The sequence below is a fragment of the Exiguobacterium sp. s78 genome (assembly GCF_018618985.1).
GTDB classification, from domain to species: domain Bacteria; phylum Bacillota; class Bacilli; order Exiguobacteriales; family Exiguobacteriaceae; genus Exiguobacterium_A; species Exiguobacterium_A abrahamii.
In genome coordinates, this window is sequence record NZ_JACSNB010000001.1 from 1,989,832 (window position 1) to 2,015,535 (window position 25,704).

The following is a 25,704-nucleotide window of genomic DNA, read 5'->3' on the forward strand; positions in this document are numbered from 1 at the left end:
TCCCCTTCTTATCCGAATCGTCCTGAAATGTAATCTTCCGTCCGTTTGTCACTCGGATTTCCAAAGATCCGGTCTGTTTGATCGAACTCGACGACTTCACCATTCAAGAAGAACGCTGTTTTGTCCGAAACACGTGCAGCCTGTTGCATGTTGTGTGTCACGATGATGATCGAGTAGTCTGATTTCAACTCTTGGACGAGTTCTTCTACTTTTAATGTAGAAATCGGGTCAAGTGCCGATGTCGGCTCATCCATCAAGATGACATCTGGCTCGATTGCAAGGCAACGCGCGATACAAAGACGTTGTTGCTGACCACCAGAAAGACCATAAGCATTTTCGTTCAAACGATCTTTGACTTCATCCCAGATCGCCGCACGGCGTAAACTGCGTTCGACGATCTCGTCGAGGATTTTTTTGTTTTTGACACCGTGGACACGGGGACCATAAGCGATGTTGTCATAAATTGATTTTGGGAATGGATTCGGTTGTTGGAAGACCATTCCGACCGATGTCCGTAATTCTTCGACACCGTATTCTTTATCAAAGATATTGCGTCCGTGATACTCGATTGCACCATTCGTCCGTACGATCGGAACGAGTTCGACCATTCGATTCAATGTTTTGATGAATGTCGATTTCCCGCATCCAGACGGTCCAATGATTGCCGTGACTTCATTTTTCTTAATGTCGAGATTAACATCTTTCAGCGCATGATCGTCACCGTACCATAAGTTTAAGTCTTTGACGTTATAGACGCTCTCACGTGCTGCTACTGGTTGATTCATACGCTCTGTCCCTTCTGTAACGACTGATTTCGTATTCAGCTTCGTATCCATCATCTGTCTTCCTCCTTAAAAGAAATCCCTTCTATCTATCTCGTTCGATTAGTAGCGTTTTGAGAATCGGTTCCGAATCCAGATTGCAAGTGAATTCATCGTCAAGAGGATGACCATTAAGACGATGATTCCTGCCGCTGCAAGTCCTTGGAAGTCCGCTTGTGGACGACTTGTCCAGTTGTAGATTTGAATCGGTAATGCTGTGAATTCTGAGAAAATGCTTTCAGGCGCACGAGCAATGAAAATCGCAGCTCCGACCATGATGAGTGGTGCTGTCTCACCAATTGCTCGAGATACAGCCAAGATGATCCCAGTAATGACACCCGGAAGTGACGCCGGAAGAACGACTTTGAACGTCGTTTGCCATTTCGAAGCACCGAGTGCAAGTGATGCATGACGCATCGCTTGTGGAACGGCACGGATTGCCTCTTGAGACGAGACGATGACGACCGGAAGACTCATCAACGCTAGTGTCAATGCTCCTGCAATCAATGTTGAACCGAAGCCCATGTTACGTACGAAGAACGTCAAACCAAGTAAACCGAAGACGATTGACGGAACACCAGCAAGGTTTGAGATGTTGACTTCGATGAATGAAGTCATCCGACTCTTCTTCGCATATTCTTCTAGATAAATCGCTGCCCCGACACCAATGATGAAAATCATCGGGATGATCAAGAGCATTAAGAAGATGGAGCCCATTAACGCCGGATAAATCCCGGCACGTTCCGAACGACGTGATGGTGCATTTTGTAGAAACTCAAGTGATAACCATGACGCACCGTCACGGATGACGCCGAACAGGAGAATACCTAAGACGACGAGACCAAAGAACAGTCCAGCAAGGAAAATGACTTTTGTGACGTTGTTGACGACGAGTCGCTGGCTAATGGATTTCTTCACCGCGACCGGATCAATGAATTTCTTTGAGACAGGTTGCTTTTCTGGTAAGGCCATCTTAGTACTCCTCTCTGAAGCGGCGTGTGATCCAGTTCGCAAGTAAGTTCATCACTAATGTGAAGACGAACAAGAGTGTACCAACCGCATAGATACTGTAATATTCGACAGTTCCAAATCCAGCATCACCTAAGGCGACCTGAACGATATACGCTGTCATCGTTTGGACTGGCTCGAGTGGATCGATAGCAGCTGTCGGATTCGAACCACCAGCGATCGTTACGATCATCGTCTCACCGATTGCACGTGACATACCGAGTACGATCGATGCAATGATACCTGATAATGCAGCTGGAACGACGACTTTCAATGCAACTTCAAGACGTGTCGAACCGAGTGCAAGCGCACCATCGCGAATTTTTTTCGGAACGGAGCTCATCGCATCCTCAGAAATCGAAGCGATCATTGGAATGATCATGATCCCGACGACGATCCCTGGACTGAGCGCATTGTAAATTTGAATACCTGGAATCAACTTGACAAGCAATGGTGTAACGAACGTCAATGCGAAGAATCCGAAGACGATCGTTGGAACACCTGCTAACACCTCAAGAATTGGTTTTAAGATACGGCGTGCGCGGTCTGACGCGTACTCACTTAAATAAATCGCTGATGTGAGACCGATCGGCACGGCAACTAGCATCGCAATCACGGTAATCTCAAGCGTACCGACGACAAGTGGCCAAATTCCATACTCTGGTTGTGAGTTGAGTGGATACCAGCTCGTACTGCCGAAGAATTCCTTGAACGGAACAACTTCGAAGAAGTGTTCTGTTTCAATGACTAACGTGAGAATGATGCCGATGGTCGTAACGACCGAGACAAACGCACAAAGGAATAACACGATCGGCATGACGCGTTCCATGACGTTTTTCATACTATATTTTTGCTGTCGGTTCTGTTGAATCAGCTCGCGAACCGATTTATTTTGTGTTGAACTCATCCTTCTTCACTCCCTACTCCTTCTTGACATGAGAACGGGACCCAACCGGTACAGACTTCCCCGGTTGGGCCATCCTCATGACTCGATGATTTATTTCATTGCATCTTCAATTGCTTTTGCGTTTTCATCGTAACGATCTTGCGGCATTTTGATGTATCCAACTTCTTCAGCAAGATCACCAGCGTTTTCGTTCGTGAACTGAACGAAATCAGCGACTTGTTTTTTGTCTTTCATCGATTTGTTATTGATATACGTGTAGATTTCACGTGACAGTGGATAAGAAAGATCTTTGATCGTTTCTGGTGTTGGATCAACTGCATCTTTTCCTTCAGCAGAAAGTGGTACTTCCTTCAACTTATCTTTATTCTCTGCGTAGTACGCATATCCGAAGTATCCGATTGCGCCTTTCGTTCCTTCAACACCTTTGACGAGAACGTTATCGTCTTCTGATAATTGAACATCTTTACGCATATCTTTTTTCTCAAGTACTTCCTCAGAGAAGAAGTCGAATGTTCCTGAGTCTTTACCTGGGCTGAAGAATTTCAATGGTTCAGCCGGATAAGAAGAATCGACATCTTTCCAAGTCTTGATGTTCGGATCGAGCCAGATTTTCTCGAGTTGCTCCATTGAGAGTTCTTTTACCCATGTATTTTCTTTGCTGACTGCGACAGTCAAACCGTCATATGCGAGTGCCATTTTTGTGAATTCAATGTTGTTCTTTTTCGCTTCAGCTGCTTCTTCTTCTTTAATTTCACGCGACGCGTTTGAAAGATCTGTTTCCCCAACGACGAAGCGTTTGAATCCGCCACCTGTACCAGAGACACCGACTGTGACATCTACGTCAGGTTGTTCCATCGAATATTCTTCACCGACAGCTTCCATGATCGGGAAGACAGTAGAAGAACCGTCGATTGCGATTTTTCCTTTTAAATCAGATGAACTAGCAGAACCGCCTTTATCGTTACCACATGCTGCCCCCACTACTGCGATTGATGCTACCGTTGTGATGAGTGCTGTTTTTTTCATCCAAGACATGATTAATTTTCCTCCTCGAAAGTATGTCGCTGACGATGCTACGACTTTTTATCCGTTTTCCTTACAAGACTTATACTACGGATGAACTATTAAAACGAAATGAATCCAACGTAAAAGAATTGTAAAGGCGTGTTTTTTAGTGTTTACAATTCGAAATCCATTAGAAAAAAAGGTCAATGCAAACAAAAAAACGAGAGTGATTGCTCACTCTCGTTTTCCATCTAGTTAATTTGGCTTAGTTTGCCACGGGATATCTTTGACATTAAAGTACGCTTTAACAAGATCGTGACCAATTTTTGAGTTGACGGTTTCTTGTTCCATATAAGGAAGGAACACGGCCCATGCCATCTCTGGATTATCATACGGTGCCCAGCCAACGAGGTTCGAGTTCAATGAACGAACCGGTTGACCACTTCCGTCACGTAAGGCGATTCCATCGTCACCATAGACACTAACCTGCGCTGTACCTGTTTTCGCAGCTGCATCAATACCGGTTTGTGCGATGATTTTTGCTGTACCACGCTCTCCTTTGACAACGCGATGTAATCCTTCACGAACATGATCAATGTTATCTTGACTGACTTCAATTCGATTCAAATAATTCGTCTTAAAGCTATAATCCACTTGTTTTGTTCCTTTTTCAATCGAATTCGACGCGAGAACTTCTTTTAAGAAGTGCGGCTGAACACGATAGCCACCGTTGGCAAGCGTTGAAATATACTGTGCGACTTGTAGCGGCGTAAAGGCATCATACTGTCCGATGACTCGGTCCATGAGTAGCGTGACACGGTCAGGTGTTCCTTGAACACCTTTTGCTTCGTACGGTAAATCCACACCCGTTGTTACTCCAAGCCCGAACTGACTATAGTAATTCTGCATGATCGCAGCTGCTCCGTCCACACTCGCTCCGGCAATACCGTTACTTGGGTACTTCGCCATCCGCATCGCAATGTTGAACATATAAACGTTTGATGAACGCTCAAGTGCCGTTAAATCCGTGATTGCTCCCATGTTGACGTACGATGCTTTTTTCGTACCCCCGATTGTAATCGGAGCATCATTGATGACTTCGTTTTGACGGATAACGCCCTCCTCGAGCCCCATCGCAACCGTTGCACCTTTGATCGTCGAACCGATTTGAAGCGACGTTAAGACGTTATTGATTGCGACATCCGAAAACTTACCGGTTGCTGGATCCAACTTTTGACCAGACATCGCAAGAATCTCACCTGTCTGTGGATTCATGACGACGGCGTAACCTTCTTTTAGATAACGACTACCCATGCCACGTCCCATTTTAATGGCTTGTTGCATGATTTGGTCGACTTGTTTGTTGTATTCCGCATCCACGGTCAGAACGAGATCTTTACCGGACTCGCCTTCCTCGCGTTTTGGATCACCGACCGGCTCTCCATTGAACGTCTCATACACATCGTATGCGGGTTTCCCGCGCAGTAGATCTTCATACTGTTGTTCAAGGAATGATGTTCCGACACGGTCATTCAAGCTGTAGCCTTTTGCTTTGAACTCCGCTTGTTGTTCTGCTGGAATCTTCGAATACTTCCCGAAGATATTCCGAAGTGTTCCTTCATATGGATAAGAACGCTCGTAGAACGGTTCCACCGATACACCTTTTAAATCTTCTAGATTTTCATCGATGATTGCCATCTCTTTTGCGGAAGCACCGAGTTTGACGAGTTGTGGATCAAGCGCGTAACCGACTTCCATGTTGTGTTTGATCGCAATGACTTCCATTGTTTGATCGTCATAATCAATATCGTCTTTCGTAATCGCATCTAATCGGATTTGATCCTGTTCTGCGATTGATAGTTTACTTTGTGCTTCTGCTGAAGGATATTTCTGTTTGACGGCTTCTTGATAACGACGATCAGACTCTTTCGTGTTCGTCGCGATCCAGAAATCCTTAATATCACGTTCTGTGACTTTCCAATCTTTTTTCGGTAGATCAATGATTGCTGCAAGACGTTGTGCAATCTCAATGCGTTCATCGACTTTCGTCGTTTGTGCTCGACGGTAGACGATTGAGTATTTAGAAATCGTATCAACCAAAAGACGACCATCCCGGTCATAAATCTTTCCGCGTGGCACTTCATATTTTGATGCGATCATTTCTGTTTTTTGAACTTCCCGCGAAATTTTCTCACCATTGACGATTTGCACGACTCCTAAACGGAAAATCAAAATCGCAAACAATAAAAAAACGACGAAGAACATTAAATTCAGACGAAGCGGCAGATGATTACGCCGTCTTCCTCGTACGGTAATTCGTTTAGCCATGGCGTACTCCCCTATCGTTCAAAAGTCATCTTGTTTCATTATATAGAAGGAAACTTTCCATAACAACCTATCCCATCATTTTCCGCATTAAAAAAAGCGTATCGTTCACAATTGAACGATACGCTAGTTTTCACATTACTTCGCGTCAGCGTAAAGCTTCGCTACGTGATCCCAATCAACGACGTTGAAGAACGCATTGATGTAATCAGGACGACGGTTTTGGTAGTTGAGATAGTATGCGTGTTCCCAAACATCAAGACCGAGGATTGGTGTTTTGCCTTCCATGACTGGTGTATCTTGGTTTGGTGTCGAAACGACCGCCAATTTTCCACCGTCAACGATTAACCAAGCCCAACCTGAACCAAAACGAGTTGTTGCTGCTTTTGCGAATGCATCTTTGAATGCATCAAATGATCCGAATGATTCATCGATTGCTGTCGCGAGTTCGCCTGTTGGAGCAGCGCCATCGTTCTTCTTCAACAGTTTCCAGAAGAATGAGTGGTTCCAGTGACCGCCACCGTTGTTACGGACTGCAGTTTGAATGTTTGCTGGGAGAGCATCCAAGTTTTGAAGAAGTTCTTCAAGTGACTTTCCTTCATGTTCTGTACCCTCAAGCGCCGCATTCACGTTCGTGACATACGTGTTGTGGTGTTTCGTGTGGTGAATCTCCATCGTACGAGCATCGATATGTGGCTCAAGCGCATCATAAGCGTAGCCGAGTTCTGGTAATTCAAATTTTGACATGTTCATGTCCCCCTTTGTGCTATTTTCGAAAACTTCAATACCCTTTAAGACTAGCAAAAGAACCTGTGTTGACGCAAGTCAAGACCCTCGGATTTACTCGACTTCTCGTGGAGCAAAAACTGAGACACCACCACCTGGAACTGGGAAGACACCAAATCCTTCATCGTCGATCACAACAGGGTGATCTTGATGATTCGTATAGTCGAACCATTCTTGGCCTGCCCGTTCTTCACCGACGAACATCCGTTTTTCACACATATCGGCATTCGACAATAAGACCGCACAGCCAGAGTTCTCAATTTCCTCAACTCCACGGCGAACCCAACCGACACAATGTGGATCATCGAGATAATCTTCTTGCTCACCATATGCTTTGTGATAACGTGCATAGAGTAATGCATCGATCATTTCTTTTTTCCCTTCTACCGGATGTGGTCCTTGCACTCCATAATAGTCACCGTAGAAGACACATGGGTAACCGTCTTTACGAAGTAAAATCGCCGCGTAAGCATGTTGTTTGAACCAGTCATCCACCCACGACTCAAGTGATTCTCCCGGTTGGGAATCGTGATTGTCGACGAACGTGACGGCATTCGTCGGGTGTGATTCGACAAGGGTATCTGCAAATAACGATGTCATATCAAAGTCCTGTCCCTGCTTCGAAGCTTCATGGAACTTATAATGAAGCGGAACATCGAACAAATCGATCGTATAGTCGACGCTATCGAGGAAATGACGACAATCATCGAGATCTGATTTCCAGAACTCGCCGACCATATAGAAGTCACCTTCACTTTTTTCAATCATCGATTTTGCGAATTCATGAACGAATTCATAATTGATATGTTTGATGGCGTCGAGTCGGAAACCTTGGCAATCAATTGTTTCTTGGAACCAATGTCCCCAGCGGATCATTTCTTCGCGGACTTCCGGATGATTATAATCGATGTTCGCGAACATCAAATAGTCATAGTTTCCGAATTCATCATCGACTTGATCATTCCAATCTTTATTTTTACCGGAAATTTTAAAGACACCCGTCTTTTCTTCACGGGCATCAAAATCCGTTCCATTGAAAAATTCATGTGTCCAGATGAAATCTGAATATTTTCCGTTACGTCCTGGGAATGTAAACTTCGTCCAGGCTTCGATTTCAAACTCTTCTGAAATTTCTTTCGAACGATCTTCCGGATGGACTTCGACGACATTGATCGTCTCAAGTTCATCAGCTGCTGCTTTATGGTTCATGACGACATCAGCGTAAACAGCGATATCGTTCTCACGAGCGACCTGGATCGCTTCGACGAGTTCATCTTTCGTACCGTATTTCGTACGGACCGTTCCTTTTTGATCAAATTCGCCTAAATCATAGACGTCATAGATGCCATATCCTGTATCTTCATCCGATTGACCTTTTGACGCCGGTGGAATCCACACGGACGTGATGCCGGCAGCACGTAATTCAGGCGCCCGCTCTTTCAAGCGTTGCCAGTGCTTCCCATCATTCTCTACATGCCACTCAAAAAACTGCATCATCGTATGGTTACGTTCCATCTCTCTTCGCTCTCCCTTAGTTACTATAGTATGAATATTATTACAATATCTTTACTATTCCCCGGAGGAACAAAAATAAACGCTCCTCGTTTTCAACGAAGAGCGTTCTACTGAATGGACCCTGCAGGGCTCGAACCTGCGACCGGACGGTTATGAGCCGTCAGCTCTAACCAGCTGAGCTAAGGGTCCTTAAGTAATAGTAGCGGCGGAGGGAGTCGAACCCACGACCTCACGGGTATGAACCGTACGCTCTAGCCAGCTGAGCTACACCGCCATGATGTATGTTTCTTACTCTTACTAGATTACGAGATGTGGCGAAACTTGTCAATATGCTATTTCAAAAAAATAAACAGCTGATTTCATTTTTTGAAATCAGCTGTATTAGATAAATCGTATTTCACTTAGTTCGTTAAAGCCGTCCGCTGTTCAAGGACGAGATCCGTGATGTTGACAGCGTGATCGCCAATTCGTTCGAGGTTCGACAAGAGATCGACGAAGATCATCCCTGCTTGTCCCGTACATTCGCCAGCGTTAACACGAAGGACGTGATGCTTACGGAATGACCGTTCGAGTGCATCGAGTTTGCCTTCGAGCTCCAGAACCTTGCGAGCTCGTGTGACATCATCCTCTTCGACAGCACGAACGGCACAATCGACGATTTCTTGTGTCAAGGCGTACATGTCATCAAGCTCTTGCTTCGCTGATGATGTGAACTGAATCCGGTTGACGATTTGGAAGTCAACCAATTCGACGATGTTTTCGACGTGGTCACCAATCCGTTCAAAATCATTGACGGCATGCATCAGTAACGAGTGCTCATTTGATTCACGCTCTGATAAATCATGTGCCGCTACTTTAACGAGATAACTCGTGACTTCTGTATTTAAATGGTTGATCGCATATTCAATCTGTTGTGATTCCGATACATCTTTCTTATCATGCGATTGCGTGTAACGGTGTGCTTTTGCAAGTGCGTCTTTCGAGAATTCTCCCATTCGCAATACTTCGAGCTTCGCTTGGTTTAATGCCAGTGCCGAAGATTGGTTCAAGATGTTTTGATCCAGATGACGCGGTTTTGAATCAATCGTCGTATCCGTACCCGGTACGATTTTTTGTACAAGCCATGCGATTTGCGCAATGAACCAACATTGAATCAACGTATTGACGACATTGAATGTCCCGTGTGCAAAGGCGATTTGCATTTTTGGACCTAAATCAAGCGCGCCTGTGATCCAAGTAATGAAGCTTGAGAAGATTGGTAATGCAATCAGGAACAATGCTGTTCCGATGATATTGAAGATGACGTGTGCTGCTGCTGTCCGTTTAGCTGCAATCGACGCACCAAGTGCTGCAAGTACTGCCGTAATCGTCGTTCCGATGTTATCACCGAACAAGACCGGAAGTGCCGCTTTGATATCGATCATGCCACCAGCGTACAACTCTTGTAAGATACCGATCGTTGCTGACGATGACTGGACAAGAACGGTAAAGATCGTTCCGACGAATACACCAAGCAATGGATTATCCGACATCGATACCGTCAACTCCCGGAACCAGACGCTTGACTCGAGTGGAGCCATTCCGTCGCCCATCAATGTCAAACCATAGAACAATGCACCGAAGCCGAAGAAAATCTGTCCGATGTATTGAACCCGTTCTTTATTGAAGAAGAAGATCAAGAAAGCACCAATTGCGATCGCTGGAAGCGCGGCTTCCTTGACGTTAAAGCCGATGATGAAGGCAGTAATCGTTGTTCCGATGTTAGCCCCCATGACGACTCCGATCGCCTGTCGTAAATTCATCAGACCTGCACTAACGAGTCCGACGACGATGACGGTCGTCCCTGACGACGACTGTATCAAAATCGTGACGACGATACCTGCTAGGATACCTAACAATGGATTTGTCGTATATTTATCAAGGATATAACGTAATCGGTCTCCTGCTGTTTTTTGGAGCCCATCTCCCATATACTTAATACCGAATAGGAAAATCCCGAGTCCACCGATGAAGGTGAAAATCATTTCCTGCAAATCATAGTTCATCTTGCCAGCTCCTTTATTTCATGTGGATTGATGTGTTTGTAAAGTTTATTTTCTCAACTTCCCCATTATGTAAAGGTCCGGTGAACTTGTAAATAGTTTTTGCGACATCCGTTTGTTAAGGTTTTATTAATCTGTACCATTACACAAAAACCCTTTATTACTAATCAAAATTAAACAATTAAAATCTGTTTTAAAACAGTAGAAAGAGTGATTCACTTGTCATTTTTACGTCAACTGATTAATTACTTACAAACTTCCTTAATTCCAAATCGTCTGTTTTTACGTCTTCGTTTGGCAGATGTTTCCCTTTATTTTTGTGGATTAGCTTGGATTTCACTTTGGACGACGATCATTGATTCCTTCTTTTTACAAAAAAGCATCCCGATCGTTGCCTGGTTCATCCTTCATTTCATCTTTATCGCAATCGCTGTATTACTTTACGTGTTGTTCATGGCGTATCTAACGAAGGGATTCGTTCGATTGTTACTTCCCCGTCCGTGGGCATATCGCCAAACGTTTCCTTATACGGTTGCAACGAATCTCTGGTCTTTCCCACTCGGTATGCTTCTATACCAACTCGATTACCCTCGCTTCGGAATCGGGATACTCGTAATCGGACACTTCGTCTACACATTAGTACCATTATGGATTGCCCGTTCCTCAAAGCCACGCGCTTCACGTAAACCTCAATGAGTATTAAAATCAGGCGTCCGACGGATTGACGGACGCCCTTCTTTCATTAAACAATTGTAAATGTTCAATTTTCGTTCTTGTTTCTCGATTTTTAGGGAATAGTTCGATATGATAGAAAAGGTAAACATAAACAATATGGCGGTATGCCACAAAAGGAGATTTTCGATATGCCGAAAATGGTCCATCGCTCTAAGACTCGTCCCGTTCGTGTAGGGGACCTTGTCATTGGTGGAAATAATGAAGTCATCATCCAAAGTATGACGACAACTAAAACACACGACGTCGAAGCGACAGTCGCTGAAATCCTACGTCTTGAAGAAGCTGGTTGCCAAATCGTCCGCGTCGCTTGTCCGGAAGAACGTGATGCGCTCGCACTTGCAGAAATCAAAAGCCGAATCAACATTCCGCTTGTCGTAGACATCCACTTCAACTATAAACTTGCGCTTATGGCAATCGAAGCTGGCGTCGATAAAATCCGGATCAACCCGGGTAACATCGGTCGTCGCGAAAAGGTAGAAGCCGTCGTTACAGCAGCAAAAGCGAAAAACATTCCGATTCGTATCGGAGTAAACGCTGGTTCACTTGAAAAGCATATTCTTGAAAAATATGGCTATCCAACTGCTCGTGGTATGGTCGAAAGTGCTTTGCACCACATTAAGATCCTCGAAGATCTCGACTTCCATGACATCATCGTCTCGCTTAAAGCATCAGACGTACAGTTGGCGCTTGAAGCGTATCAACTCGCTTCTGAATCGTTCGACTACCCACTTCACGTCGGGATTACGGAATCCGGTCCACTTCGTTCTGGTTCATTAAAATCAGCAGCTGGACTTGGCGCGATTTTGTCACGCGGAATCGGAAACACAGTTCGTGTATCTCTCTCAGCGGACCCTGTCGAAGAAGTAAAGGTTGCAAAAGAAGTCTTGAAGTCATTCGGTCTCGCAGCGAACGCGGCGACATTGATCTCATGTCCTACATGTGGTCGGATCGAAATCGATTTGATGTCGATTGCCGCAGAAATCGAAGACTATATCGAAAACATCCAAGCGAACATCAAAGTCGCGGTTCTCGGATGTGCGGTCAATGGCCCTGGTGAAGCACGTGAAGCTGATATCGGTATCGCTGGTGCACGCAACGAAGGATTGTTGTTCCGTCACGGAGAAATCATCCGTAAAGTACCGGAAGCAACGATGGTCGAAGAATTGAAAAAAGAGATTGATGCGATCGTTCTCGAAAAACAGGCTGAAAAAGAAGCCGAAAAAGCAAACCACGCATAAGTTGAAGACTCCTCGCTCGCGAGGAGTCTTTTTTCGTATCTCGATTTCGACTATGTTATACTAAGTGAAGAAAAATTTTTAGAACGTGGGTGACTGTAAATGAAAATTGGAATCGACATCGATGGAACAATCACACATCCATCCTCTTGCTTCACTTACATGAATAAATATCTCGGAACGTCGATTGACTTCAATCAGGCTTCAGAGTATGAATTGCATACGTATACCGATATGAATCAAATCGAATTTTGGGACTACATGGTGAACTCTGGTCACGAGACAGGCATTTATCGTGAATCCATCCCTCAAGAACATGTTCGCCACCACTTATGGAATTTGCGGAAGCAATATGATCTCCATTACGTGACAGCACGATCAGAGCTCGTTCGTCCCGTAACAGAAGAGTGGATCAAACAACACGAACTTCCTCTTGATTCCTTGATCATGACGGGATCACACGACAAAGTACAAGTCGTCCGTGATTTATCACTCGATTTATTCATGGAAGATCGATTAGAGAATGCTGTGCAGATCGCAGAAGACACATCCATTCCTGTAATCTTGTTCGACGCACCTTATAACCGTAAAGCCGTACCGAATAATGTCATTCGTGTCGCTTCATGGAATGAGGCCGTTTTAGAGATTCAAAAATTTGCACCGATTCGTTAAAACAGCCGATTAGGCTGTTTTTTCCATTTTTATGTCATTACATGACTTGATATCGTACAATGACTATAGATTGAAACTTTGATATAGGAAGGGCTTCATGATGCTTGCGACAGTGAATATCTTTTTTATTAATATCTGTATTATTTTTCTCGTTTCTACGTTCACTTTTTATCTACTTCGTGATCGTTTGCCAATTCAACCTGACTCAAAAATATCAACTCGTCTCTATTTCGGACTTTCCAATGGTATAACCGGCATTCTACTTATGCATAATGCAATCGATTTAAATGGAGCACTGATTGATTTACGATTATTACCTCTCGCTTTATCTGCCTTGTTTGGCGGTAATGTCAGTATTGCCGTGACAGGACTGATGCTCTTGATTTATCGATTCGTGATTGATAATGGTGATTCACTAAATGCTCTGTTTAGTTCCGTTATCACACTACTTGGATTTTTAGTACTTTCTTTTATTTGTCGTCGATTCATCAAACGACAAGGGTACTTCTTTTCTGCCATCGTCACGGTCGGTTCGCTACTTGTACTCTCGCGATTAATTATGAGTAACTCCCCGGCGGATGCCTGGGGAACGATTTATATTCCGTATTTCATTTTAACGATTGGCGGAGCTCTTTTGTTTTATCGCTTATCTTCGCTCCTTCAGCAGCATTTTGTTCTTTATTCCTATCAATCCTACCTTGCTTCGACCGATCAATTGACGCGACTCGCGAATCGCCATGTCATTTTAGAAAAAGTCACGACGCTCGAAAAGAGTAAGGCTTCCTGGGGTGTCATCTTGTTTGACTTGGATCACTTCAAGAATGTGAACGATACACATGGTCACGCTATCGGAGACGCTGTCTTGCGTCACTTTTCGATTTTATTGAACGAGCATTGTCCGGCACCAGTGACAGTTGGTCGATACGGTGGTGAAGAATTCATCGTCATCGTTCCAGACATTGAACTGCATCCTCCTGTCGTCCTAGCTGAAACAATCGTAACCGCCGTTCAGCAAACACCGTTCGTCATGCAAGATCATGCCGTATCCATTACGGTGTCCGCAGGAATTGCTTACGCTCATCAACAACCAGCTGAAACAGTATTCAAGCAAGCGGATAGCGCTTTGTACGAAGCAAAAGCGCAAGGACGAAATCAGTATCGCCTGTATCAATCGGAATGAATACTAAAAAAGCCACTTCTCCTCCGAGCGATTCGGACTGAAGTGGCTTTTGTTGGTCAACGGACCGTTCCTTCATTCGTTTTTTGCAGTAGACATATGATTTCTTCAAGTGGTACCGGTTTAGCAAAGAAATAACCTTGGAATAGACGAATGCCGATTTCCTTAGCAATGCGTACTTCTTCTCCCGTCTCAACTCCTTCGACGATACATTCGACATGCATCGACTGGCTCAATTGAAAAATAGACTCGAGGATGGATTGTCGTTTCTCCGATTCACCGATTTGTTCGATGAATTGCTTCGGAATCTTCAATTGACGTAACGGTAACAAACGCTCGAGAACATGATAGGATGCATGACCGGTTCCGAAATCATCAAGTGACAATGGGAAATCGAGCGTTTTGATTCGTTTGAGCGCTCGATGAATCGATTGACTTTCAAAATCAAGTGACTGACTCTCTGTGATTTCAATTTTAATCTGTTGTGGTTTTAAGGCATACTTCAGTAGCGTTCGTTCGATGAACGGCATAAACGATTCACTCGTCAACTGGCGCGGTGATACGTTGACAGACAATGTAAACTCGTCTGGAACAAGATCGACCAATGCTTTGCGTGTCTTACAGCTTTCCTCAAAAATCCATTCTCCTAGACGAATGATCAAATCACTTTTTTCAGCAATCGGAATGAACACGGATGGTCGATCAGCTCCCTGTAACGGGGTCTTCCATCGAACTAATGCCTCAAGACCAATGAATTGCTCTGATTGAACATCGTATTGTAATTGATAAACCAGATGAAAATCCGTTTCGATATTAGCTTGGGCTAGAGATTGTGCCGCTTTGACTCGTAGTTTTTGATCCTTACGCCATTCTTGGTCAATACACATCACACGTTCGTTTTGTTGCGCCGCTTCTTGTAAGGCAGTCAATAATTGCTGCACCCGACGCTTTCGATTGCTGGTCGCCCCTTCGCCATTATCAATGACGATGGATATGTTGACATAGACATGATGCCCCTCGATTTCGTATGGTACGGAGATTGCTTGACTCAATTCTTCCATCGCTTCCTTACATGCCACCTCGTCCGGCTTTTCCATGACGATCAATAATGTTCCTGCTTCAATCCGAGCAAACGCTTGGTAAGGAGGTAGTTGTCTCTTGAGTCGCTCGATACAGGCACGTAGTACTTGTGACTGAATATCTTCTCCGAAATACCGCGCCAACTCATAGTAGTTTTCTAAATGAATTCCGACGAAAATGAGCTGTTGTTCGGGTCTTGGGAAATCAATTTCGTTTAACCCTTGGCGATTCAAGACACCTGTTTCCTCATCACGTCGCGCTGTATCGTGTAGTTGTATCGCAAGGTCATTTAACCGATTTAAATTACGGATATGCAAGTGATTGATGACAAGCGCAATCGATACGCCAATCACAATCATGCCAATCCGTCCATAATGGTCCGTCGGATCAATTTCTACCGTCACGGTATCGGCATTCCACATGACATACAAACTAGTTGCGACAGCAACCATGATGGCGTACCACATCATGATGCGTTGATACGAGATTAAAGCGATCATCAAAAACAAAAAGCAACTTGCCCAAACGGTAACTGCCGCGTAAGGTAAAAAACTAATCGATGTAATCGGAACGACGAGCAACATCAAGGACAATAAGTGCGTTTGCAAAACGATTTCCATCTTGCGACGGCTAATATAAAAAATAAATAGACCCATGACGATTAAAAATGAAATGATGACAGAACGACTCAAATACGCATTCTTAATTGTCTCTTCTGTCGTCGTATAAATGATCAAAGCTCCAACGAACATCATGAATAAGGCAAAATTTCCGATCCACCATTGTTGTTTCCGAACGATATCCTCCATGCTTTCCCCCTCCTTTCCGTCAGATTTTCCGTATAAAGGTTTCGACATCGCTTGATGATACTCCTGTTAAATGGAATGTGTCAATTCCTTCCTAAAAAGAAAAGTCTTCCCTCATACGTATCGTGGAAGACTTTCTTTCAAATTGATGTTTTTATTGTTCGACTCTACCTAACTCCTCGATGACATCCGTCGCTAACAAACTGCTCGGATGCATGTGTCGTTCAACTTGCCGAGAAGCACGTGCATACCACTCCGCTCCTTGCGCTAACGTTTGTTCGATGTCGCCTGTTGGATGTTGTGCAAGAAGGCTGGTTAATATGCCAAACAGAGTATCCCCACTTCCTCCTTTGGCGAGACCACTTGATGCACCAGAGATGACGAATCCGCCTCCATCCGGTTTCGCGATTAAGATGACATGGGACTTCAAGACGACAGTCACTTGATGCAAGATGGCATAGTCAGTTGCCTGACCAAAAAGATCATCTTGAATACTTGCGACACTCTGGTTCGTCATCCGGGCGAATTCACCGATATGCGGTGTGACGATGATTGGTGCGGTTCGTTCTGGATAACTTTCTTTCACTAGAGCTGCAGCATCTAATACAACCGGCACATCACTCTCAAGTAGATGGTCCACCCATGTTTCGACTGCCTCTTGCGATAATCCAGGACCGATTCCAACTGCTGAGATGGAGGGGAGCATCTCCTGAATTGCTGGTAACGTCTGATCAATGACCATCGCTTCCGGCGCTTGGGCGATGATTCCATGTTTCGCAAGTGCCGTCGTCGCAACTTGTAGTTTACCGACTCCTGTTCGTAAGGCTGCCCGTGTCGCGAGTTGGATGGAGCCCGGCATCGTCTCACTTCCACCAATCAATAGCGCCGTCCCGTACGTTCCTTTATGCCCGTATGGTTCCCGCTTGAATAAGGCGGTCACATCCTTAGGTGATACGCGCCATTCACCAAAAGTCGGCAATCCGATATCAATTGTTTCTGATTCGCCATAAAACGGGGCTGTTCGTATTAAAAAAGCAGATCGTTTCATTGCATGTAATTGGAAGGTCACGTCTGCTCGAATCGCTGTCTCCTTAAATTCCGTTGCGTGATCCGTCGGTACACCGCTTGGAACATCTACTGCATAGATACGTGCCCCTTGTCGCTTTTGTTCCGATACGAATTCACACTGCGCTTCGAACACTTGATTCATCCGCTTTGAATCAAATCCCGTTCCATATAAGGCATCTAAAATGACATCATATTGACCACACGGTTGTTCGGTCACAAGTCCAAACGCTTCTGCATAATGAACATGAACGATGGATGTATCCGAACGATTCTCTCCAAATGGCGCAAATAGTGTGACATCAAATCCGTCGCGTATCAATTCGCGACCAATGACATATCCATCCCCACCATTATTGCCTGTTCCACATAAAATCAAGATTCGCTCCGTCTTCCTATGACGCTCCTTGATACGTGTTGCGATGTGACTTCCGGCTCGTTCCATCAGCACTTCAAGTGGCAGTCCGGATGTCCGCGCCCACTCATCGATTTGTCGCGCTTCTTGTGTATCATAAATCATCTTCTCATCACCTCTGTTCGACTATTCCCGTTTTGAACAGGACTAGTCTTTTAAAACGAAAAAAGAGGACGCCCGACCAGGCATCCTCTTTCATTTAAGATGTCATTCGTTGACAATTCGCACAGCGCCCATAAATTTCGAACTTATGATCCTCGACTTCAAAACCAGTCTCTTGGACTGGAGAAATCCATTCCATCGGACAGACATTCAACGTCTCCGTTTTACCACAAATTCGGCAAATCAAATGATGATGATGGTGTCCTGAAGCACAAGCTGCTCGATATTTCATCTCTCCATCCAATTCTGTTATTTCTAGAAGATCGATTTCCGAAAAATCATTTAAGTTTCGATAGATTGTATCATAACTTAACGAAGGATGAGACGTCCGAAGAGCTTCTGCTACTTCCCGCGCACTGACATAACGGTTCACTTCAAAAAGATACGATAGCAAATCGAGACGCTTCGGTGTCATTTTAAATCCGGAAGCCTTCATTCGTTCACGCGCTTGTTCGATGTTCGTCTTCATGTGTTTTCCCTCCTATCCAAAAACGTTCCAACAGCATCACGATGATCAGCTCAAGTACCGCAAGCAAGACGATCATTCCACCTGGTGCCAAATCGAACTGATAGGCCAGGATGAGTCCGAGTACTGTCGCAACTTCACCAAATATGATAGCTAAAAAGATTGTCGCCTTAAAACTCTTCGCAATTCGAAGTGCTGCCGCAACCGGTAACGTGATTAAGCTTGAGACAAGCAAAATCCCAACGATTCGCATACTGATCGCAATGACAAGTGCAACGACGATCATAAAGAGAATATGCACTAAGCGAAGGCGAATCCCGGAAACGCGCGCCTGCTCCTCGTCAAAGGAAAGGAACAACAATTCCTTATAAAAAGCAAAGACGAAGATGACGACGACGACCGTCACGATTAGAATCGTATATACATCCGTCAAGGCGACAGCCGAGACCGTTCCAAACAAGAAGGAGACGAGATCCATTGAAAAGCCGTTCGCGAGACTGATGAATGTTGCCCCAAGCCCCATTCCCGTCGCCATGATGATCGGGATTGCGAGTTCTTGGAAGTGCTTGTACTTCGCACGCAACCAATCGATCGTCAGTGCCGCGATGACCGATGTCACGATTCCTAAATACAGTGGATTTAAGTCCGCTAATTGTGCGACCATTCCAGAAATCAATAGACTGAGCGCAATTCCGGCCAGCGTGACGTGTGATAGTGCATCTGCAATCAGACTCATCCGCCGGACAACAACGAACGAACCGATCAATGGTGCCGTGAATCCGATCAGAATAGCAGCCACCAAAGCGTACTGTAAAAACTTTAACGTCATGAACGCTTCAATCATTGGACACTCTTCCCTTCATGAACGAGAACACGTCCCGGAACCGGATAGAGGGAGCGAATCGTCTGTTCATCCAGTTCCCAGTATTCTTTGATGCCACAGTTACACCCTAAACGTCCATCGACCAGATGGATCACATCCGTGACAAGTTTACTGACGAAGTGGATATCATGCGTGACAAGAACGAATGTCCGGCGCTTATCTCGACGAAGTTCTTCTAATATTTCATAAAATTCTTTGACGTATCGCTGATCGACACCGACAGTTGGTTCATCTAAGATCATTAAATCCGGATCATTGACGAGCGCACGTGCGATGAAGACACGTTGTTGTTGACCACCGGATAGGTCGCCGACTTTTGAATCGCGTCGCTCCCACATGCCGACCGTTTCGAGGGCCGTTCGTACTTTGTCTCGATCGTCTCGAGACAAGCGACGAAAGAGTCCTTTTTTGGCGTACAGTCCCATCTCAACGACTTCTGCGACAGTTACCGGAAAACCGGAGTTGAACGATGCCGCTTTTTGCGAAACATAGCTGATTCGCCACCATTCATTGAATTGTGATTGCGATTGCCCAAATAAACGAATTGTTCCTTTCGGTTGCAATAACCCTAATATACATTTGATCAGCGTCGATTTTCCGGATCCATTTTCTCCGACGATGGCTAAAAATTGTCCTTGCTCGACCTGAAACGAGACTTGATTCAACACCCGACGATCCGGGTAATCATAGCTGACTTGATCAATCTCGATGATTGGTGTTTCCATTTATTTTTCACTCCTTCCGTTTTCGTAAAACGGAATAATTACGCCTTAATCAACTGTCTTATTATAGCGCCCGCCAATTATTGGTGCAACTCTAGCAACTTCCTATCCTCCTTGGAAAACATTCAAGGTACAATAAAGACAGAAGCTAGCTGTTTCCGGCTTGTTCAGAGAGGGAATTCTTTTAGTGCACGCATCGCAGAGAGGAGTCGGAGTCATTTGAAACAAGAACTTGCAGTCATCGATATCGGTTCCAACTCGATTCGTTATGTTATCTTCCATCCGATCGCTTCTGGTCGCTATATCGAGAAGATTAATATTAAAGTCGTCGCCCGATTATCTGCTCACATCAACGAGGATGGAGCACTCGATGATGAAGGCATCGCCTTACTCGAAGAAACGTTACATCGTTTTTATGAAGTTGGTGTCACCCATGAAGTCGAAGAAACGATCTGTGTCGCGACAGCAGCCATCCGTAATGCAACGAACCGAGATGCCATCGTTGAATCCGTTACAGAAAACACGCCTTTTTCCATTCAGGTTCTGACAGATGAACAAGAAGCATACTATGGCTATTTTGCCATCATCAATTCGACCTTCCTGACTGATGGCTTTTCTGTCGATATCGGTGGTGGTTCCATGGAAGTCACCTTGATTGAAAATCGCGAAATGGTGGCGTATCACAGCTTTCCATTTGGTGCCGTCACCTTGACACGGCAATTCGTTTCGGACGAGACACTAAGTGCCAGCGATAAGAAGAAATTGGTGAAATTCCTAAGGGAACAATTCGAATCGATTCCATGGCTGAGTGATAAAAAGCTTCCTTTAATCGGTGTCGGTGGTTCTGCCCGAAATTTCGTTCGGATCCATCAGTCGAATCAGGACTATCCCCTTCGAAGTATTCACCAATATCAAATCAAAGCGAAAGAACTCGCGAAGATGGTCGACGATCTCGAAGGAAAGTCGGCGAAACAACTATCGAAAATCGAAGGACTCTCAAAAGATCGAATTGATATCTTCCTGCCGGCATTGATTGCGATTCAAGAGTTAGCCCATCACATCGAAGCGGAAGAATTCGTCATGAGTAATCTCGGTCTTCGCGAAGGTCTTGTTTACGAGTTCGATGTGCAGGACGAAGCATACCGTCGGATTGAAAACGTACGTGAGCAAAGTCTCTATCAGCTCGAAAGCGACTATAAGGTCAATCGAGATCGTGCGTCATATATTGGAACACTCGCCAAATCGATGTACCGACAGCTCGTCACGCTCGACTTGATTTCAGAACGCGCGTCTGATCTACGACTGCTCGATTCAGCAAGTCGCTTATTTTATTGTGGACAATACATTAATCCAGATACACGATCGGACCAGACGTTCTACCTGTTGACGAATACCGAATTGAATGGCATGACGCACAAGGATCGCGTTGCTCTCTCGCTCGTCAGTTCCTATTCTTCTGCCAAACGGATGAATCAGCTTGCGAAACCTTTCAAGGACTGGTTTACGGAAAAATCGCTGGATCGCTTCGACCTACTTGGATCTCTCCTCAAATTAAGTCATGCGCTCGACGTGACGGAGCGAAAAGCTGTCGATCATTTGGAACTGTTCCTTGAAAAGGATCAACTCCAATTCGTCCTCGATACAGGGGATCATGATTATGGATTCGAAGTCGAAAAAGCAGAAAAACAAAAGAAACACCTGGAACGAATCATTGATTGTACGATTACCTTCGAAACGAAAGGAGATCTTCCTTCATGAAGCTCGACATACCTGAACATTTCAATAATCGTGAGCTCAGCTGGCTCCAGTTCAACAAACGTGTGCTGGATGAAGCGTTTGACACACGCAATCCGCTAATGGAACGTTTTAAGTTTCTCGGTATCTTTAGTTCCAATCTAGACGAGTTCTATATGGTACGAGTCGGTGGTTTAAAGGATGAAGTACTCGCCGGGTTCAATAAACCAGAAAATAAACAACAGATGACACCCAAACAACAGTTACGTGCGATCGCAGCGAAAACAAAAGAGTTAGTCGATCGGCAATACGAAGCATTTCAAGCAATCAATCAGACGTTATCCGATGAAGGCATTACATTCTTGAAATACGACGCTCTGACTTCGGAACAAACGACCTATGTAAAATCCTTTTTCCGTGAACAAGTCTTTCCGGTACTCACGCCCGTTGCCGTCGATGCCTATCGTCCGTTCCCGATGCTCTCGTCAAAGTCACTCAACATTGCGACGGTGCTTGAGGCAGAAGACGGGACAAAACGAAATTTGGCGCTCGTACAAGTACCTGCTGTCTTGCCACGATTCGTCGATTTACCGGTAGAAGATGACGAGACGACGGCTGTCATCTTACTCGAAGACGTCATCATCGCCTTCATCGATAGTCTATTCAAAGGTTATCGTGTGTTGTCTGCCATGCCGTTTCGGATTACGCGTAATGCCGACCTTCCGTTTCATGAGGAAGGTACCCATGATTTATTAAAGCTGATTGAGAAAGAATTAAAAAAACGGCGTTGGGGAGTCGCCATTCGACTCGAAGTTCAAAAAGCTGCCATCAATACCGAACTGCTCAACATGTTACGCGATGTACTGGATTTACAGGAACGCGACATCTTTGCCGTGGACGGTCCGATTGATTTGACGTTCTCCTTTGCCTTCTACAGTCAAATCGGTATTGAATATGATCATTTGATTTATCAGACGATCATGCCAGTTGACCCACCGGCACTCGATAGTTCAAAAAATCTGTTCAATCAATTACTCGATCGCGATTACCTCTTGCATCATCCGTATCATACGTTTGATCCTATCGTCCGGTTCATCGTCCAAGCGGCGAATGATCCGAACGTCCTTGCCATCAAACAAACACTTTATCGCGTATCTGGTGATTCTCCGATCATCAAGGCCTTAAAAACGGCAGCGGAGAACGGGAAACAGGTCACCGTTCTCGTTGAACTGAAGGCTCGATTCGACGAGGCGAAGAACATCGAGTGGGCGAAGCAACTAGAAAAGGTCGGCGCCCATGTCATTTACGGATATAGTGATTTAAAGACCCACTCGAAGATCACGCTCGTCGTCCGACTCCACGAAGGCAAGATTCAGCGTTTCGTCCATCTTGGTACCGGCAATTATAATGATTCGACGGCGAAACTATACACGGACGTCGGATTATTGACCGCTCGGGAAGAGATCGCCGAAGATGCGACGAACTTCTTCAATTGGTTATCCGGATACGGGGAACAGCCAGAATGGAACGTCATTCAAACTTCACCGAACGCAATGCTTGAGAAGTTCCTGTCATTGATTGATGAAGAGATTCATCATCATAAAAAGCACGGAAATGGTCGAATCGTTGCTAAGATGAATAGTCTAACGGAAAAAGACATCATTTTACGGCTTTACAAGGCATCGCGCGCCGGTGTCCAAGTCGAACTCATCGTTCGGGGCGTCTGTTGTCTGCGTCCTGGCATTCCAGATGTTTCGGAGAACATTCGCGTCATCTCGATTGTCGATCGTTACTTGGAGCATTCACGCATCTTCTACTTCCATCACAACGGTCAGGATTTGATGTATGGGTCAAGCGCGGACTGGATGACACGCAACATGCGAAAACGGATTGAAATCTTGTTCCCGATCATGGACGAAGAACATAAGGAGTATTTAAAGGATTGCCTCGCCCTCGCCCTGGCTGATAATGTGAAGTCGCGTGAGCAGGCAGCGGATGGATCTTATCATTACGTGAAGGACGGAAAACAGAGCTGTGAATCCCAGTTGCTGATTCAAGACTATACGAGCGGCAAACTCAAACAAAAACCTAGTTTTACAACTCCATTAACACAAAAGTGGATCACGATCGAAAAGAAAGAGGACAAAGTCATTCTTGATCAAAATGCCACCTGACGTTTAATACGTACTTTACCTCAAAGGCTGATTTACAGCAGAAAGGACGAAATGTATGCTTCAGCAAATCTTATTATCCCTTCTCGCCGGCGTCATCTGCGGCGTCGTGTTTACCGCACTGAAACTGCCGATTCCTGCTCCACCTGTTTTTCCAGCCGTCGTCGGAATCTTCGGTGTTTTCCTTGGGATGAAAATCTATCTATTTTTAGTAGAACGCTTTTTCTAATCTAAATGAAAACAGTTCTCTTTGCTGCCAGCGCAGAAAAGAGAACTGTTTTTTTGATTCTTTTTAAAGTTTTAATGATTAAATGTCGATCGTGGGAGCTCTGCTTGAATAGGAAAAGATTTTACTCACTCTCTTCCGTTGCTGCTGCCGTATCCACCGCATGAAGCATCTGTTGATGTAACCATCGGTGACAGGTCGGGCAAACCGTCTGATATCCTTCTGGTGTCAAATGCCATTCCAGTAACGACTGCCTAGACTCCTCACAATGCATACATTGACGCGCGACTTGTTCCAGATGATTTCGCTCCTTGAAGCGCTCGATTCGACGTTGTTTAGATTGTTCGAGTGTCAGTACATCCGTTTCGAAATACCCATACTGCCATGAATCAAGCAGACGCGTGCGAAACACGCCTTCGACCGGTCCAGTTTTAAGACCAAGTTGATCGAGTGGTCGTCCAAGTAAGGGATGACGTAAATCCACACTGATGAGATCAAGGCACACATATGACCCTTCTGAGTCGTCAGCATTCGTCAACCAAAATGGATCTTCTGGACGTGTCGTATACTCGGTGAACAAGGCTTCAGCATACGCCATGATACCGTCAGTCGTCGCAAGAAACACCTCTTCTCCCTCTACCAGTTCTGCCGGCAAATAAAACGGTTCCTTTGTTTCATAGTAGTGGACAACAGCTTGTCGTATCGCAAAACTAGTCTCATCAACGACGAGTATATGACACATCACAGACACCCCTTTATGAGTTATTCGACCGGTGCTCCTAGAATCGGTAGACGCCAGTCTGCATCAAACGCACCCGAACGTAACATATCGATTTCTTGTTTATACGGTGCCACTTTTTTCTTTGGATCGAGACCGATGTATGGCGTCTCTAAGATTTTCGGTAAATGTGCCAGGGCAGGATGATGCACGACACGATGTAAGGCATCAAATCCAATCTCACCGAAACCAATATTTTCATGACGGTCCTTTCGAGCACCACGGATATTCTTGGAGTCATTCACATGAATGACTCCAAGACGATCCAGTCCGACGATTCGATCGAATCGTTCAAGAACACCATCTAAGTCATGTACGATATCGTATCCCGCATCATGCACGTGACATGTATCGAGACAGACGGACAGACGATCATGATGTGTGACGCCTTCGATGATTTGAGCAAGTTCCTCGAAGGTTTTTCCGATTTCCGATCCTTTTCCAGCCATCGTCTCAAGCGCGATCTTGACCTGTTCGTCACCTGTCAGTACTTCATTGAGTCCTTCGACGATCCGTTTGATTCCGACCTCTTCTCCAGCACCGACGTGCGCACCAGGATGTAATACGATATGTTGCGCCTTTTCAAGCGCTTCTGCTCGTTTAATTTCTGCTGCTAAAAACGAAACGGCGAGTTCGAATGTCTCGGGTTTCGTCGTATTCCCCAAGTTGATGATATACGGCGCATGCACGACGATTTCCTCTATTCCATTAGCACTCATATGTTGCAATGCTTCTTGAATCCGTAACTCTTCCATCGGCTTACGGCGTGTATTTTGAGGTGCTCCTGTATAGACCATCATTGTCGTTGCACCATAAGATGCCGCTTCCTCACTTGCACCTAACAGCATTTTTTTCCCCGAAACGGAGACGTGTGAACCTATTTTCATGTTCTTTTCCACCTTTCTCTTTTTACAGTGTACCAAATCTTGAAAACGACAAGACACCCGAAAAATGTTTTTTCATTTCAC

At 45.0% G+C, this 25,704-nt stretch carries 22 protein-coding genes and 2 tRNA genes; 7 read left to right on the forward strand and 17 right to left on the reverse strand.

Annotation, left to right across the window (positions count from 1 at the left end; genetic code table 11):
* Positions 1 to 8 precede the first annotated feature (8 nt).
* From pstB to KNQ18_RS10410, 10 genes are all read right to left on the reverse strand, one after another.
* A complete protein-coding gene (gene pstB, locus KNQ18_RS10365; RefSeq protein ID WP_053454494.1) occupies positions 9 to 785 on the reverse strand; it encodes a phosphate ABC transporter ATP-binding protein PstB in 777 nt (258 codons plus the stop codon).
* A 99-nt stretch (positions 786 to 884) separates the two neighbouring features.
* On the reverse strand, positions 885 to 1,793 hold the full coding sequence (gene pstA / locus KNQ18_RS10370) for a phosphate ABC transporter permease PstA (protein ID WP_029341063.1): 909 nt from the start codon (positions 1,791 to 1,793) through the stop codon (positions 885 to 887).
* Position 1,794: 1 nt separating this feature from the next.
* Complete coding sequence (gene pstC, locus KNQ18_RS10375) at positions 1,795 to 2,736, reverse strand: phosphate ABC transporter permease subunit PstC (RefSeq protein WP_047396437.1); 942 nt, start codon at positions 2,734 to 2,736, stop codon at positions 1,795 to 1,797.
* 90 nt (positions 2,737 to 2,826) lie between these two features.
* Positions 2,827 to 3,771 carry a PstS family phosphate ABC transporter substrate-binding protein gene (locus KNQ18_RS10380; protein ID WP_047396434.1) on the reverse strand — a complete coding sequence of 315 codons (945 nt, stop codon included), beginning with the start codon at positions 3,769 to 3,771 and terminating at the stop codon, positions 2,827 to 2,829.
* 225 nt (positions 3,772 to 3,996) lie between these two features.
* A complete protein-coding gene (locus tag KNQ18_RS10385; protein ID WP_133207968.1) occupies positions 3,997 to 6,069 on the reverse strand; it encodes a peptidoglycan D,D-transpeptidase FtsI family protein in 2,073 nt (690 codons plus the stop codon).
* Between the two features lie 135 nt (positions 6,070 to 6,204).
* Positions 6,205 to 6,813, reverse strand: a complete 609-nt coding sequence (locus tag KNQ18_RS10390; protein WP_029341059.1) for a superoxide dismutase — start codon at positions 6,811 to 6,813, stop codon at positions 6,205 to 6,207.
* Between the two features lie 93 nt (positions 6,814 to 6,906).
* A complete protein-coding gene (locus KNQ18_RS10395) occupies positions 6,907 to 8,367 on the reverse strand; it encodes an alpha-amylase (RefSeq protein ID WP_050678387.1) in 1,461 nt (486 codons plus the stop codon).
* A gap of 115 nt (positions 8,368 to 8,482) precedes the next feature.
* Positions 8,483 to 8,556: transfer RNA gene (locus KNQ18_RS10400), tRNA-Ile, on the reverse strand.
* 11 nt (positions 8,557 to 8,567) lie between these two features.
* Positions 8,568 to 8,641 (reverse strand) — tRNA-Met (locus tag KNQ18_RS10405).
* 127 nt (positions 8,642 to 8,768) lie between these two features.
* Entirely contained in the window at positions 8,769 to 10,412 is a 1,644-nt protein-coding gene (locus KNQ18_RS10410; protein WP_215084691.1) for a Na/Pi cotransporter family protein, read from the reverse strand.
* A gap of 207 nt (positions 10,413 to 10,619) precedes the next feature.
* Here KNQ18_RS10410 and KNQ18_RS10415 point away from each other — a divergent pair, with 207 nt between their 5' ends.
* The 4 genes from KNQ18_RS10415 to KNQ18_RS10430 all read left to right on the forward strand — a co-directional run bounded on the left by KNQ18_RS10415 (position 10,620) and on the right by KNQ18_RS10430 (position 14,231).
* Positions 10,620 to 11,105: a hypothetical protein gene (locus KNQ18_RS10415; RefSeq protein ID WP_323679042.1), complete on the forward strand. Its 486-nt coding sequence runs from the start codon at positions 10,620 to 10,622 to the stop codon at positions 11,103 to 11,105.
* A gap of 167 nt (positions 11,106 to 11,272) precedes the next feature.
* Positions 11,273 to 12,382 carry a flavodoxin-dependent (E)-4-hydroxy-3-methylbut-2-enyl-diphosphate synthase gene (ispG, locus tag KNQ18_RS10420; RefSeq protein ID WP_023467533.1) on the forward strand — a complete coding sequence of 370 codons (1,110 nt, stop codon included), beginning with the start codon at positions 11,273 to 11,275 and terminating at the stop codon, positions 12,380 to 12,382.
* Positions 12,383 to 12,481: 99 nt separating this feature from the next.
* Positions 12,482 to 13,051: a hypothetical protein gene (locus KNQ18_RS10425; RefSeq protein WP_251133342.1), complete on the forward strand. Its 570-nt coding sequence runs from the start codon at positions 12,482 to 12,484 to the stop codon at positions 13,049 to 13,051.
* Positions 13,052 to 13,151: 100 nt separating this feature from the next.
* Complete coding sequence (locus tag KNQ18_RS10430) at positions 13,152 to 14,231, forward strand: GGDEF domain-containing protein (RefSeq protein ID WP_251133404.1); 1,080 nt, start codon at positions 13,152 to 13,154, stop codon at positions 14,229 to 14,231.
* A 56-nt stretch (positions 14,232 to 14,287) separates the two neighbouring features.
* Here KNQ18_RS10430 and KNQ18_RS10435 read toward each other — a convergent pair whose 3' ends face one another.
* The 5 genes from KNQ18_RS10435 to KNQ18_RS10455 all read right to left on the reverse strand — a co-directional run bounded on the left by KNQ18_RS10435 (position 14,288) and on the right by KNQ18_RS10455 (position 19,830).
* Positions 14,288 to 16,117, reverse strand: coding sequence for a GGDEF domain-containing phosphodiesterase (locus tag KNQ18_RS10435; RefSeq protein WP_215084695.1), 1,830 nt, complete (start codon positions 16,115 to 16,117; stop codon positions 14,288 to 14,290).
* 151 nt (positions 16,118 to 16,268) lie between these two features.
* On the reverse strand, positions 16,269 to 17,699 hold the full coding sequence (locus KNQ18_RS10440) for an NAD(P)H-hydrate dehydratase (protein ID WP_215084698.1): 1,431 nt from the start codon (positions 17,697 to 17,699) through the stop codon (positions 16,269 to 16,271).
* Positions 17,700 to 17,793: 94 nt separating this feature from the next.
* Entirely contained in the window at positions 17,794 to 18,225 is a 432-nt protein-coding gene (locus KNQ18_RS10445) for a Fur family transcriptional regulator (protein WP_050678381.1), read from the reverse strand.
* Entirely contained in the window at positions 18,197 to 19,066 is an 870-nt protein-coding gene (locus KNQ18_RS10450) for a metal ABC transporter permease (protein WP_064300309.1), read from the reverse strand. The genes KNQ18_RS10445 and KNQ18_RS10450 overlap by 29 nt, the downstream gene beginning before the upstream one ends.
* Complete coding sequence (locus KNQ18_RS10455) at positions 19,063 to 19,830, reverse strand: metal ABC transporter ATP-binding protein (protein ID WP_133207964.1); 768 nt, start codon at positions 19,828 to 19,830, stop codon at positions 19,063 to 19,065. The genes KNQ18_RS10450 and KNQ18_RS10455 overlap by 4 nt, the downstream gene beginning before the upstream one ends.
* A 216-nt stretch (positions 19,831 to 20,046) precedes the next feature.
* On the opposite strand from KNQ18_RS10455, the gene KNQ18_RS10460 reads away from it, so the two are divergent.
* The 3 genes from KNQ18_RS10460 to KNQ18_RS10470 are packed head-to-tail and all read left to right on the forward strand — an operon-like array spanning position 20,047 to position 23,961.
* On the forward strand, positions 20,047 to 21,585 hold the full coding sequence (locus KNQ18_RS10460) for a Ppx/GppA phosphatase family protein (protein ID WP_214769035.1): 1,539 nt from the start codon (positions 20,047 to 20,049) through the stop codon (positions 21,583 to 21,585).
* The gene (locus KNQ18_RS10465; RefSeq protein ID WP_215084700.1) at positions 21,582 to 23,735 is read left to right on the forward strand and encodes an RNA degradosome polyphosphate kinase; all 2,154 of its coding nucleotides are present in this window, start codon (positions 21,582 to 21,584) and stop codon (positions 23,733 to 23,735) included. The genes KNQ18_RS10460 and KNQ18_RS10465 overlap by 4 nt, the downstream gene beginning before the upstream one ends.
* Positions 23,736 to 23,790: 55 nt before the next feature.
* Positions 23,791 to 23,961, forward strand: coding sequence for a XapX domain-containing protein (locus KNQ18_RS10470; RefSeq protein ID WP_023467523.1), 171 nt, complete (start codon positions 23,791 to 23,793; stop codon positions 23,959 to 23,961).
* 121 nt (positions 23,962 to 24,082) lie between these two features.
* Here KNQ18_RS10470 and KNQ18_RS10475 read toward each other — a convergent pair whose 3' ends face one another.
* Entirely contained in the window at positions 24,083 to 24,700 is a 618-nt protein-coding gene (locus KNQ18_RS10475; protein WP_058712879.1) for a hypothetical protein, read from the reverse strand.
* Positions 24,701 to 24,720: 20 nt separating this feature from the next.
* Positions 24,721 to 25,623: a deoxyribonuclease IV gene (locus KNQ18_RS10480; RefSeq protein ID WP_215084702.1), complete on the reverse strand. Its 903-nt coding sequence runs from the start codon at positions 25,621 to 25,623 to the stop codon at positions 24,721 to 24,723.
* Positions 25,624 to 25,704: the final 81 nt, after the last annotated feature.